Raw genomic sequence first — 13,172 nt, forward strand, 5'->3', positions numbered from 1 at the left:
CCTGTCAGGAATTTCTGATCCCGCTCGTCAATGTCACTCGTAATCAGGAACGCACCGTTTGCATCCGTGCGAGCCACCAGGATGGTGGGTACGCCGAGGACATCCGCCGCGAGGCGAGCCGCCGTGAGGTTGCGAATGGCCTGGGACGTCGGAATCAACACCTTGCCNCCCATGTGTCCGCACTTTTTCTCGGAGGCGAGCTGGTCTTCAAAGTGGACGCCAGCGGCTCCGGCTTCAATCATCTGCTTCATCAGCTCGAAGACGTTCAACGGACCGCCAAACCCAGCCTCAGCGTCGGCCACAATCGGCGCCAACCAGTGCACGTTCCCTGTGCCTTCCACATGCTGAATCTGATCCGCACGGAGCAGCGCCTGGTTGATGCGTTTCACGACGTGTGGCACGCTGTTGGCAGGGTACAAGCTTTGGTCCGGGTACATGTGACCCGATAAGTTGGCGTCCGCAGCCACTTGCCAACCACTGAGATAAATGGCTTTCAAGCCCGCTTTCACCTGCTGAACCGCCTGGTTCCCTGTCAGTGCGCCGAGTGCGCGCACAAAGTCCTCCGTGTGCAGCAGATTCCACAAGCGTTCGGCCCCCAGCTTCGCCAAGGTATATTCAATATGGACCGATCCACGCAGTCGAAGCACATCTTCTGCGCTGTACGGCCGCTCGACTCCCTTCCATCGGCTGTCCGTCTCCCAGTACTTCTTCAGCGCTTCCGCAGTTTCAAAATGGCTCATCTCTCCATCTTCCTCCTCTATGTGATTCATTGGTTAATCCAAATAGGTGTATCCGGGCAGCGTGAGAAACTCGACAAATTCGTCGTTTGCAGTCAGGTTCAAGAACAGTTCGCTGGCTTGCCGATACCGCCCGCCTGTGAAGCGCTCCTGCCCCACTTGCTCGCGAATCTTGGCCAGTTCATCAGCCAGCAGTTCCTTCACGAGGGCGAAGGTCACCTTGCGGCCGTCGTTGAGTATGCCGTGCGGATGGCGGATCCACTGCCACACTTGCGTGCGCGAGATTTCTGCCGTTGCGGCGTCCTCCATGAGATTGAAAATCGGTACCGCGCCTACGCCGCGCAGCCAGGCCTCAATGTACTGAACCGCGACGCTGATGTTGTTGCGCAAGCCATGCTCGCTGATGCCCCCTTCTGGCACCTCAAGCAGGTCCGCCGCCGTGACGTGAACGTCTTCGCGCTTGCGGTGGATTTGGTTTGGCGTCGGCATGTGCTCGTTGAACGCCTCCATCGCCACCGGGACCAACGCGGGGTGCGCGACCCACGTGCCATCGTGCCCATCCGAGGCTTCCCGAACTTTATCCATGCGTACCTTTTTCAACGCTTCCTCGTTGGCGATGGGATCGTTCTTGACCGGAATTTGAGCGGCCATGCCGCCAATGGCGTGCGCGTTTCGCTTGTGGCACGTCTGAATGGCCAGCAGCGAATACGCCCGCATGCAAGGCGACGTCATCGTCACAAGCGCCCGGTCCGGTAACAGGAACTGCTTGTGGTTCCGAAACTTCTTGATGTAGCTGAAAATGTAGTCCCAGCGTCCGCAGTTCAGACCCGCAGCGTGATCTCGCAATTCATAGAGGATTTCGTCCATTTCAAACGCCGCGAGGATGGTCTCAATCAGCACGGTGGCTTTGATGGTGCCGTGTGGGATGTCCAATCTCCGCTCGGTATACGTGAACACATCATTCCAAAGGCGCGCTTCCAGGTGACTCTCCATTTTCGGCAGGTAAAAGTACGGCCCGGTTCCGTTCTCAAGCAGTTGTTTGGTGTTGTGGAAGACGTAGAGCGCAAAGTCAAACAGTCCGCCAGACACCGGCGCTCCGTCCACGAGGACGTGTTTCTCCTCGAGATGCCAACCACGGGGACGCACCACAAGGGTCGCGATGTTTTTGTGGAGCTGATACGACTTGCCTTCGGGACTCACGTAGTCAATCGAACGACGAATGGCATCCCGGAGGTTCAGTTGCCCCTGCACGGTGTTCTCCCAAGTCGGAGAATTGGCGTCTTCGAAGTCGGCCATAAACACTTTGGCGCCGGAGTTCAAGGCGTTGATGACCATTTTCCGGTCGCCGGCCGGTCCCGTGATTTCCACACGCCGGTCTTGCAAGTCCTCAGGCACCGGCGCAATTTGCCAGTCTCCGTTCCGAATGTGCGCTGTTTCTGCCAGAAAGTCTGGGAGTTTTCCGGCATCAATTTCTGCCTGGCGCGCTTCGCGTCGCTGTAACAGTTCCTTGCGTCGCGGCCCAAACGTTCTCTCCAGCTCTGCCACAAACTCCAGCGCCTCGGGGGTCAGAACCTCCGCGAACTGAGGGCTTGTGGGCGCCGTCACACTCACGCCTGCGGGAAGCCATCCAATCGCCGTTGACATACCGTTCATCCACCTCTTTCAACTTTGTAAAACATTAAGAACATTGCGAGTATTCATCTTGGATGTTGACACAGCGCTCACAGATCACCGCGTACGACGGGGCCTGTTCGTCAAACTCTCTGCCACAGTAACAGCACTGTTTGCGCGGTTCATCTGGAGGTGTACTGTCACGCCTGGGGGCCACAGGAATCATGGTCAATTCCTCCTTCGTGCTTATGTTGGTACTGTACTACAACATCAATATGTCTGTAAACCTGTTTTGATACAGTTCGTTGTGAAAATTTTTTGTCAATAGTGTCGAATATGGGTATGGGCCGGCGGAATGCGGTATATATCTGGACAAATGCACGTCACAGGCATTGTTTGATGGACTGAATCCCGAGAAATGACAGCGCTTTGCAGGGGTAGAACAGACGTAAAGGGAATACAGAGATTTTCTGAAGGAAGTGGATCAGGTTCTATCGTAGGAGATGTGTATTATAACAATGCAACGTCAATGAAACTCCACACTTTGGATAGAAGATGAAGAAGTGTAAGGGCTAAGACCCCCTGAGACCGGGGAGCGAATCAAATAGTAGCGATGGAGATATGTGCGGCGTCGGGTGACGTCGGGAAGACGCGTGATTTACCACATCTTCTATATTTCCGCATACCCTCCAAACGGATCGGCCTCTCCCAGAACGAAAAACAGACTGCCTCGGACTCAATCGAGGTGATGAAATCCTGCGAATGAGCGAACAGTCATGAGAACAGCCCTTCAGTTTGGGGGAGTCTAGAGCAATTTTCAGATATGGGAATAAATTAAATCCCACACGGATTTTGTTAATGAATCTTTATCATAATTCAAGTACTGGTTCGCAAACATACGAACAGGGTCTCCAGCATAGAAACGTTCGTATAATCCATGCCGAGATCCTAAAGGGCTACCAATCAAATCCCAAGCAAGCTTAAACAGCCTCGTTTTCAATTCCGCTGAATTTTTAGAGCTTGCGAAATATTTGTGCATCAGTCTAGAAATTGGCCCGTTAAGTTCGGATACGTCAGAAGGAACTTGAATGTACCCACCCGCGCCAATTTGTTGTAAGATTTCGATAGCCCTCGGGTAGTAACGCGTATATACCCGTTCCCAAGGAACGAGGACGTCATCAAAGATGAGAACCGCATCCATTTCTTCATAGCGACTACTTAGTGGATGATTATCTTCGTCAACCGATGCAAAGGACTCTCGACATACGATGTGTAGTCCAGATGAATTTCCCGGCACAATCAGTGCGTGCGCGTATTGAGGAGCAAATTCTTGAACACGATGATACGGAAAGATAAGAAAGTCATGCGTATATGGCGCTCCTGTCGCAATCATCTTTGCCCCTCGGACAATGACCCCTTCTTTGTTTTCTGCCACTATCCGAAGTACAGCATCCGGATTTTGTTCATCTAAGCGCTTCGACCGGTTGATTTGCGGATCCAACAACGCCGTAGTTAGGAATAAGTCATTGTCGCGTGCACTCTCGTAATACCGAGAAATTTTGTCGGCAAATAGATGATCAAACCGCTGGATTTCCTCTCTTATCGCATACCAACCTGTAACCATGGAACGAGCATAATCAGACAATCGACTCATGACGCCATTCGTTTCCTCAGCCCAGTACGTGAAAGCTGCATTTCGTCTAGCCAAATCCTGTACGCTACGTGGAACTAAAAAGGAATTGTGGACGTACCTTCCCGTCCTTGGACTGACAAAACCTATGCGCTCTTGAACGCCTTCCTCATCCAGACTATTGAAAAGCTTTGATAGCGTTTTGAGCGTTCCTTGGAAGGCAGAGTGTTGTTGAAGGTCCGAAACAGTTACCCCGTTTAACCACACCGTACGCCCATCGTTTAGACTATCGATGAAACGCTGACCTCTACCTCTGTCCTGTCCCATTTAAAACCCTCCAAACACAAGTGGAATGTGGAATCCATTCTTTTCATGTATCTTTTACGCCTACTCGAATTGTTGCGGTATGAGTACTCCATTCCATCCTGAGGTGGCCAAAGCCTGAAGGTTCTCTCGTGGAAAAATGCCCTCACTGTCCGTTTGTTCCGCTCGCGGTTTGATCACGTTATCCACAATATCTCTTACTCCTCGTCGCAACTCCTCGTAATTAAGTTTCGAACCTACTGAAATGCTCATCTGAACATCCTCCTTTGCCATTCTTAGACGAGGTGTGTACTTAGTGAAGCTTCCTTTTCACGGACAAGTGGTATCACTTTTTTTCCGAAATTTTCTATGTCTTCGTCGTAATTTAAAAAAGCTGTCAATATCAAGTCGACGCCTGCTTTCTTCAATTCAATGATTCGGTTTGCAACTTGCTCAGCAGTTCCAATGAGTCCGGTCTTAAATCCATCGTTGTATTGGACTAAATCTTCAAAGTTAGAATTCGCCCACATGCCTTCCCTCTCAGGAGATGCCTTGCCAGCATGACTGACTTGACTACGAAATCCCTCGACTGCCTCAGAATCAGCATTCGCAATGATCTCTCTGAGAACTTGCTTTGCCTCCTCTTCTGTATCGCGTATAAGAACAAACGCGTTCGCGCCGAATTTCAACGTTCTACCTTCCGAAGCTGCGAGTGATGTCACCTCTTGAATCTGAGATCTGAATCCGTCGATTGTGTTGCCGTTCATGAAATACCAGTCGGATACTCGTGCCGCCATTTGTCTTGCTGCTTTTGAATTGCCACCTTGGAAAACCGGGGGAAGACCATTGATTGGCTTGGGTTTGAGTGGTGCTCCGTTTATCCGATAGAAATCACCTCGAAAAGTCGTTTCGTCCTCGGACCACATCGCTTTCAAGACTCGGATAAATTCCTCAGAGCGGCGATAGCGTTCGTCGTGGTCTAACCAAGGCTCCCCATATCCATAAAACTCACCTTTGAACCACCCGCTAACCACATTAATAGCGGCTCGACCATGGCTGACTTGGTCTAAAGTAGCAATCATTTTTGCCACTACCCCCGGATGCCATAGTCCGGGTAATACTGCAGCGATTAGATTGATCTTCTTTGTCACAGGTGCCAATGCAGCAGCTAATGTTATGGCTTCCAACTGGTTTTCGGCTCCGTAACTTGCAATGAAGCGCGTTTGAAGCAATGCAAAATCAAAACCAACACTCTCCGCAATTTGTGCATACTCTGCATTGGCCTCGAAGGACCACCTCGTTTTCTGAGCTACGTTAGATATCACAAGACCTCCACTTACGTTGGGAACCCAATAAGCAAATTTCAAATCTCCCACGCCAACCACTCCTTTGAACCCTCGTAATATGACCTACACTGTTACAAACAAGGTGTTGCACATGAGGATATCGGTGACTCGAACACTGTCTCGCCCCTGTTTCCTCACCTGTGACAAGCAGTTGATGCCACTCACTTCGGGCCATTGAAACAAAAAAGACACAACAGAGGATGAAACCAATGTCCTCTATTGTGTCTCCGGCTGCCCGGTCGAACACAAAACTTATATGAATACTCAGAATTACACAACGAACTTACCATGTAGTGTATCTTCTGTCAATACCGATGCCCATTACCATGACTTTGGCTCAACAGCTTACCAAACAAGTACTGTTACGGCGTAAACAATACCAACCCATACGAACGGTATAACGGTATATCCCATGATTTTACGAATATTCAAACGAGCAAGCGTAAGTATCGGTATTAACCAAAATGGCTGAACTAAATCGTTCCATGAACATCCCATTTGAACTGCCATGCTTACCTTACCTATATCTGCTCCGAGGTGCTTTGCCGAATCAATCATAAATGGACCTTGAATAGCCCAATGCCCACCCGACGATGGAGCGAAGAAGTTGATTACAAATGAACTGATAAAGCCCCAAAAAGGTAGTGTATGTGCGGAGGATATTGCAACTAACCCTTTTGAGATGATGACAGCCAGCCCCGCCCCCTTCATCATCCCCATGATTCCTGCATAAAACGGAAATTGCAAGACAATTCCCCCAACACTTCGCACCCCGTCCGAAACTGCTCTGACATAGCGCTTCGGCGTTCCGTGAAACAATAATCCAAGAAATAGAAAGGCACCGTTTAGCGTGTTGATATCTAGTGAGCCCCCGCCCGCAAAGTGGTAGACAAGATAAGCACCACCCATGAGAACCAAGATGAAGTTTAGAATCCACATTCTTTCAAGTTTTTCAGCAGGTGTATCCGCCTTATCTTCGCCAAGCTGCTCGGGCTGCCACATGGATGGATTTACATCGAGGACGTTCTCGGGCTTAGGATGAATGAGAACGTTTAAAATCGGCAGCGTAATGATCAAAACCAACGTATCAAGGACAATCGCGGGGAGAAAGATAGTATGCGCCAACGGGACTAACCCGCCAAGGGATGTGGCAAAGGGATTCGAAGGCGTTGCAATTGTAATTGGAATCGTGGCAGACATGCCTAGACCATAAAGGATCCACCCTGAGTAAGCACCGGCAATCAACAAGGGATAGTGAATTCCCCGGATTTTCATTGCCAGTTGCTGTGCCATCAAGGTACCAACAATCAAACCGAATCCCCAGTTAATGTATGAGGCTAACCCTGCGACCACGGTCGCACATACAATGGCTCGGCGTGGCCCATGAACTCGAGCCGCAATCCAGCCAAGTAATTTACCAACTGGCGGTGATACTGCGAAAGCATACCCCGTCACAACGACCAATATGACCTGCATCGAAAATGACAATAAATCCCATATCCCACCTGACCAATACTCTATCATTTCGGGTAACGTCTTATGCACAACGGTGATCCCTAAAATCACCATTACGAATGTCAGGATAATGACAAACACAAATGGATCCGGCAAATATTTGTCCATCAGAACAGTGAAGAACTGGGTCATGCTCTGTAATGGATTGCCGAAGGGTAATCTTATCTGCTTTGATTTAACAAAACCGACTTGCTCAGGCACGGTGATCCCTCCATCGCATATCAAGAGTAGCGAATTTGCCTTCCAGGATGATGGTCTGGCAAATGGTTATTCCCCTCGAATAGATTGCCACGCAGCGTGTCAAATTCGTATTCTGTCTTTACCAATCCTCGACGCTGTAGCTCGGGAACGACGAGATCCACAAAGTCAACGAAACTACCTGGCGTCACCGTGGAGGCGATGTTGAAACCGTCCACCCCTCCTTCCGCAATCCACGTTTCCATCGTGTCAGCGATGACTTCCGGAGTGCCCACGACGACGGGGCCTCTCCCGCCAATCCCCACAAATTTAGCAATCTCTTCCACAGTCCACTTGCGGTTTGGATCCATCTTCGTGAAGGTCTCAACAGCAGATTGTCCAGCGTCATTGCGCACATATCTCAGATTTTCATGACGCTCGTACTGGGACAGATCAATGCCAGTCCATCCTCCAAACAACGCCAGTGCCCCGTCGTAGCTGGCGTGTTCCATGTAATCCAGGTATTTTTGTTCCGCTTCCGTCTGCGTTCTCCCAACAATCGGGTTGATCAAAGCCAATACCCGGATTTCATTTGGATCTCTCCCTATTCTTTCGGCCTCGCTGCGCAAGGCCTGAACGTATGTGCGGGCAATCGGAATCGTAGGAACGCTGATAAATACACACTCGGCATGCCGTGCTGCAAATGCACGCCCGCGCGTCGATGTACCAGCCTGATAGAGCACTGGCGTACGCTGCGGCGAGGGCTCACACAAATGTGCGCCGGGAACGGTGAAGTATTTCCCGTGGTGCTGGATGTCATGAACCTTTGTCGGGTCTGTGTACACTCGGCGAACCTTATCTCGGATCACTGCGTCGTCTTCCCAACTGGCTTCCCAAAGTTTGTAGCACACTTCAAGGTACTCTTCGGCAATGTCGTAGCGTTCGTCGTGACCAACTTGCTGTTTTAAACCAAAATTGCGCGCTGCACTATCTAGATAGGAAGTAACGATATTCCACCCCACACGCCCCTTCGTCAGGTGATCCAGCGTGGACATTTTCCGCGCAAACACGTAAGGGTGCTCATAACTAACTGATGCTGTTATCCCAAAACCAAGATATTTCGTCACCTGAGCCATGATGGGGACGACGAACATCGGATCGTTGACTGGAACTTGTACGGCATCGCGCACCGCCGCTTCTCTGGAGCCTTGGTAGACGTCATATATCCCTAGGACATCTGCAAGAAAGACCGCATCAAAATGTCCTCGCTCCAGCATGCGCGCCAAATCTGCCCAATACTCCATGTCGGTGTAGCGGTATGCCTCATCGTCGGGGTGGGTCCACAGGCCAGGAGACTGAAATCCCACACAATTCATGCAAAATGCGTTAAGATAGACTCGTTTTTGTCTCAAGTTTCTTTACCTCCCTCTTGACTATGTGGGACGACGTATGTTTCTCTATGCCACCATGCTGCGCGATGGATACCCCGCGTGGATATTCCGATTCGGACAACCTTCTTCCAGCTTACGGCTTATGCCGGTGACAGCGGATTGACTTTTTCAACCATACCGTTTACCGCATCCGTCAGGCGTGACCGGATATCTGGATGTATGTGAAAATCGCCGTCTGGTGTCTGTTCCACATCCTTTTCTAGCACAAACACCCCGCGCAAGATGTTTTCTGCCCCTAACGCAACCAGAACTGGCTTCAAGGCGGTGTCAAGTGCGAGAAAGTGTGACATTGTGCCACCAATTAACATTGGAAAGACCACCTTGTTTTCAAGTGACTTTTGAGGCAATAAATCCAAGCAGGCCTTTAACAGGCCCGTGTAGGAGGCCTTATATACTGGTGAAGCCACAATGACCGCGTCTGCCTGTTCAATTTGGCGATTGAGTGCGACAATCGAAGGACTATCTACTCTTGCATAAAGTAGGTCCTCCGCAGGTAAATCACGTACGTTTGTCCAACCAACTTGTACGTTGTGTTGCTCAAGACGGGAGTGAACGAAATCCAACACCCCAGACAAACGAGAGGAAATGCTTGGGCTTCCGGAAATCGTAACCACCTGACTCTAGTTTCAATCGACCTCCTGTCACATCACTGTTGGCTCCCTGATGATGAACTCCATTCAGGGTGAGATAAAATAGAAAAGACACAACAGAGGCAAAAACCAATGACCTCCATTGTGTCTCCGGCTGTCCGGTCGAACACTATCCCTATAGGAATACTATTGATTATGCATTCAACATATCATCCCCCTTCGGACGTTGTCAATACTCAAATGCACGATAGTTCTGCATCTATCTGCAGCTTGGTCAGTAATTTTGCACTCATCCCATTTGAAAAATGCTGCCCTTATGAACCGGCAAAACGTCGATAGGCGTGGGGCATTACCACGCAGCGCCATTGTGCGGTTGATCCAGCGAAATCTTGCTGTATCCTCGCCATTCCTATACAAATCAGTTTTTGATGTTTCATTATGGACGAGTTACACTTTACAAAACTGAATATCGTTTGCAATAGGAACATACTTACGTAACACGGTGGTACGGCGATTTCAAAGTTCATCCCTTAGACTTGACTGCGGCAAAACCCGACGCTTTCAGCCATGCGAAAAATTCGCTAAATAGTAGAAATAATCACCTTGATAAAGGGGAATGCAAATGTCGAACGCGAAGCGGACACGCACGGTTTCGAAACCTCAGCACTTCACATCCCCCCCCCATGGCACATTGCAGAAGTTAACCTACACCGGGCCGACTGGAAGTGCAAACTATTATGTCTATACGCCAGCCCATTACCATGTGGGAACGTCTATGCCGATGATCATCATGCTGCACCCGTGTATGCAGACCCCTGAGGACTTCGCCGCGGGCACCGGCATGAACGATTTAGCCAATCAGCACAACTTCATCGTGGTGTACCCCGAACAGACCAGCCAGAATAATGGCGGCGAATGTTGGAATTGGTTTGACCCGGCCAATCAGGTACGTGGTAGCGGAGAAGCCGCCATCATCGCCGGCATTGCGCATCAGGTAGAAAACAACACCTCCCGATGGACAATCGACAAGAAACGGGTGTATGTGGCTGGTATGTCGGCCGGCGCGGCGATGTCGGTGATTATGGGCGCGACGTATCCGGACATTTTCGCCGCCATCGGTGTACATTCAGGCTTGGAGTACCAGGCGGGTACCTCCGTGACATCGAGTGTGACGGCAATGGCTTTTGGCGGACCGGATCCCACACAGCAAGGACAAGCGGCATACCACGCGATGGGCAAGTACGCTCGTGCGATGCCCGTCATCGTGTTCCACGGCAGTGCCGATACGACGGTCAATCCCATCAACGGTCAGCAGGTGGTTGAGCAGTGGATGGAGACCAATCACCTTGCTTCCAAGGCATACAACGCCCGGTTCTCATCTCCGGCCAGCACGATAACCCACATATCTCCAGGTGGTTATCCGTACACAGTGCAGAAGTGGAAAGACAAACGTGGACATGTCGTTGCAGAATATTGGGTCGTAGATGGCATGGGGCACGCTTGGTCGGGTGGTCGTCTTGGTGGATTGTTCACCGACCCCTTCGGTCCAAGCGCAAGTCAGGCCATGTACGAGTTCTTCATGAATCATCCAAGGCATTGACAATTGAAGCATTTTGTCCAGCAACGTCAGGATCAAAGGGGCCTCCGTTGCAAATAGTACTGAGTGAACTTGGGGGTAGGTTTCTCGCTGTGGACCACTTGGAGATACTCATCTAGATGAAATCCGTGTAACGCGGAATTCGTCGTACCGGGGGGGACGGTCGCCAAATCGCTTTCTGCCACCGCCACTCTGGGTTCAGAGTCCATGACGCCTTGCATCGCGTCGACCATGGCTAACAAGTATACCAAAGGTCTTGGGGTAACAAATGAAACACCTGACCATCGGTATCGACAGAAAAAACAAACCGCCCACCGGTACGATGAGGCGGATATTTTTATTTCAACCGTTATTTTTCAATTCTTCCCGCAGCATCTTATAACGTAACAGTTCGTCGAACGATATCACGTCAGCCACGTTCCGTTTTATCTCCAGGTATTCACACACTTCCCCACGTGTCTTTGCTTTGTTGTACGTCTTCTCACTGATAGGACGCGGTTTCGACCAGAAAGGTGCTGTATCTTTCAGGATCTGTTGTTTGTAGTAGTACGTTGTACCCGTTGACGTGTAATGTTCGGCGATATACTTTACCTTTCCGGCCACACGCTACATCTCCCTTAACGTTATTTGATGTATCGTATGCGTTGTTTAATGTGAGTGTTACGACAAATTAACCTTCGCATATGTTTAATTTATCGGAGGTGATTACGGTGGCAATCAGTTACTTGCCTTTAGAAATACTGCTGATTAAGCGAGGATTAAATCGGGAGCGACTGATTGAAGCTGGTGTGGTCAGTCGGCCGACCGTGGCGAAATTCCGACGGGGTGACTATGTATCACTGGAGATAATCGACCGCTTATGTACTCATCTGGATTGCAGAATTGATGAAGTTGTAGCATACGTGAAAGAAGAAGTTGTAGAGTACGTAAACAATGACGGTCAATCCTGACCGTTGTTTTTATTTACAACGTATGCCCACAGTTCTTTCACACTAACCCCAGTGCTACTGCTATCCTCAGCGCATTATCATGCTATTTTATGCAGATATGTGTGACACTGGGGTACTCTAGGTGGCATTCAGCGTACATAGTTGTCCACAGCGTACATAGTTGTCCACCTAGATTCAGTCGGTCACACAGTCACAGTAGGCATGTATCATAGTCTAAAATCGGAATGGACGACTGTCATATTTCATTTGCTTGATAGGTACAAGCCGTTGTTTTTGAACTGTGGTGGCATATATTAAAATTACCCATCGATGAACCACCAGCTCCCATCGTACATTCACCTTCCAATAAAACGCCCCGTACATAGGGGCGTTTTATTGTTTGTCTAATAAGGGCGTACAAGCCGCGCATTTCTATGATACAAGCCGCCTCACAATTGAATTCTCCTCCATAGTCTTAAACTAACGAGGAAAAACAACTTATGACCCAACGGATGGAGGTGGGAGGATGAATCTCAATACGCTAATCAAAACGGTGATCAAATTTGCCCCTATGGTGTTGAATTTGGCACGAAACGAAAAGGTACAGAAAGTGTTGGAGATAGGCTGGCATATGTATACCAATCGTAACCAAGGACGAGCAAGAAAAAGAATACGAAGATGACCAGGTTGCCAGTTCATCCTTTTAAAAAGCACGGGCACTTGTCCATTCGTTCTGTTTCTTTGCTTGTCTTAATCTCTTAAGTGGGGGGGTGAGCAAATGCAAATCTGGCTTGTGGCCTTTTTAATCATCTTTGTTCTATTTTCCTTACTGATACCCATTTCCCGACGCTCAGGGTATGCAAAAGGATAAACAATGTATGTGAAGATTCAACCTAAGCAAGGAAACGTGGGTAAATCACCTTCAAAGTGGGACCTTCTTCTTTGGAATGCTCCATTCTCGAAACGGATTACGCGCCTTTTTTGACATATCACCTACCTCCGCCAAAGTACCATACAGACATATTGGGAAACCATGAATCAGGCATAACTATGGTTCTGAGGTGGTGGGATAAGGGGGCAGNTCCGACAGACCGCATGTATAATAGTATGACATCGGAATGGACGACTGTCTTATTTCATTTGCTTGATAGGTACAAGCCGTTGTTTTTGAACTGTGGTGGCATATATTAAAATTACCCATCGATGCACCACTAAAGCCACCATCGTACATTCACCTTCCAATAAAACGCCCCCGTTTCTAGGGGCGTTTTATTGTTTCTCTAATA

The 13,172-nt window shown here is 49.4% G+C and carries 11 protein-coding genes; 2 read left to right on the top strand and 9 right to left on the bottom strand.

All coding sequences use genetic code 11. The features are described from left to right. The 8 genes from aceA to ssuE all read right to left on the bottom strand — a co-directional run. The coding region (aceA, locus tag YWK_RS0117095; protein ID WP_026965207.1) for an isocitrate lyase at nucleotides 1-740 on the bottom strand (740 nt) is incomplete at its 3' end. A gap of 33 nt (nucleotides 741-773) precedes the next feature. Further along, nucleotides 774-2,381, bottom strand: coding sequence for a malate synthase A (aceB, locus tag YWK_RS0117100; protein WP_026965733.1), 1,608 nt, complete (start codon nucleotides 2,379-2,381; stop codon nucleotides 774-776). A 784-nt stretch (nucleotides 2,382-3,165) separates the two neighbouring features. Then, nucleotides 3,166-4,305, bottom strand: a complete 1,140-nt coding sequence (locus tag YWK_RS0117110; protein ID WP_026965734.1) for a 4-hydroxyphenylacetate 3-hydroxylase N-terminal domain-containing protein — start codon at nucleotides 4,303-4,305, stop codon at nucleotides 3,166-3,168. Nucleotides 4,306-4,365: 60 nt separating this feature from the next. After that, on the bottom strand, nucleotides 4,366-4,575 hold the full coding sequence (locus YWK_RS0117115; protein WP_342664258.1) for an acyl-CoA dehydrogenase family protein: 210 nt from the start codon (nucleotides 4,573-4,575) through the stop codon (nucleotides 4,366-4,368). 2 nt (nucleotides 4,576-4,577) lie between these two features. Beyond that, nucleotides 4,578-5,657 carry a dimethylsulfone monooxygenase SfnG gene (gene sfnG / locus YWK_RS0117120; RefSeq protein WP_026965736.1) on the bottom strand — a complete coding sequence of 360 codons (1,080 nt, stop codon included), beginning with the start codon at nucleotides 5,655-5,657 and terminating at the stop codon, nucleotides 4,578-4,580. Nucleotides 5,658-5,972: 315 nt separating this feature from the next. After that, nucleotides 5,973-7,343 (bottom strand): short-chain fatty acid transporter, encoded by a 1,371-nt coding sequence (locus tag YWK_RS0117125; RefSeq protein WP_051375718.1) that lies wholly within the window; start codon nucleotides 7,341-7,343, stop codon nucleotides 5,973-5,975. Nucleotides 7,344-7,363: 20 nt separating this feature from the next. Then, entirely contained in the window at nucleotides 7,364-8,731 is a 1,368-nt protein-coding gene (locus YWK_RS0117130; protein WP_026965738.1) for an LLM class flavin-dependent oxidoreductase, read from the bottom strand. A gap of 119 nt (nucleotides 8,732-8,850) precedes the next feature. Next, complete coding sequence (gene ssuE, locus YWK_RS0117135) at nucleotides 8,851-9,384, bottom strand: NADPH-dependent FMN reductase (protein ID WP_026965739.1); 534 nt, start codon at nucleotides 9,382-9,384, stop codon at nucleotides 8,851-8,853. A gap of 598 nt (nucleotides 9,385-9,982) precedes the next feature. Here ssuE and YWK_RS20560 point away from each other — a divergent pair. Further along, a complete protein-coding gene (locus YWK_RS20560; RefSeq protein WP_281172268.1) occupies nucleotides 9,983-10,960 on the top strand; it encodes an extracellular catalytic domain type 1 short-chain-length polyhydroxyalkanoate depolymerase in 978 nt (325 codons plus the stop codon). Between the two features lie 339 nt (nucleotides 10,961-11,299). On the opposite strand, the gene YWK_RS20570 is transcribed toward YWK_RS20560, so the two are convergent. Further along, nucleotides 11,300-11,560, bottom strand: coding sequence for a hypothetical protein (locus tag YWK_RS20570; RefSeq protein WP_051375719.1), 261 nt, complete (start codon nucleotides 11,558-11,560; stop codon nucleotides 11,300-11,302). Between the two features lie 107 nt (nucleotides 11,561-11,667). On the opposite strand from YWK_RS20570, the gene YWK_RS0117150 reads away from it, so the two are divergent. Further along, nucleotides 11,668-11,907, top strand: coding sequence for a helix-turn-helix domain-containing protein (locus YWK_RS0117150; RefSeq protein WP_026965740.1), 240 nt, complete (start codon nucleotides 11,668-11,670; stop codon nucleotides 11,905-11,907). Nucleotides 11,908-13,172: the final 1,265 nt, after the last annotated feature.

This window comes from Alicyclobacillus pomorum DSM 14955 (assembly GCF_000472905.1).
Classification (GTDB): Bacteria; Bacillota; Bacilli; order Alicyclobacillales; family Alicyclobacillaceae; genus Alicyclobacillus_A; species Alicyclobacillus_A pomorum.

Bases quoted from the DNA above. Each gene is read 5' to 3' on its own strand.
- aceB (WP_026965733.1), bottom strand. From the start codon at position 2,381: ATGTCAACGGCGATTGGATGGCTTCCCGCAGGCGTGAGTGTGACGGCG.
- YWK_RS0117110 (WP_026965734.1), bottom strand. From the start codon at position 4,305: ATGGGACAGGACAGAGGTAGAGGTCAGCGTTTCATCGATAGTCTAAAC.
- YWK_RS0117115 (WP_342664258.1), bottom strand. From the start codon at position 4,575: ATGGCAAAGGAGGATGTTCAGATGAGCATTTCAGTAGGTTCGAAACTT.
- YWK_RS20560 (WP_281172268.1), top strand. From the start codon at position 9,983: ATGTCGAACGCGAAGCGGACACGCACGGTTTCGAAACCTCAGCACTTC.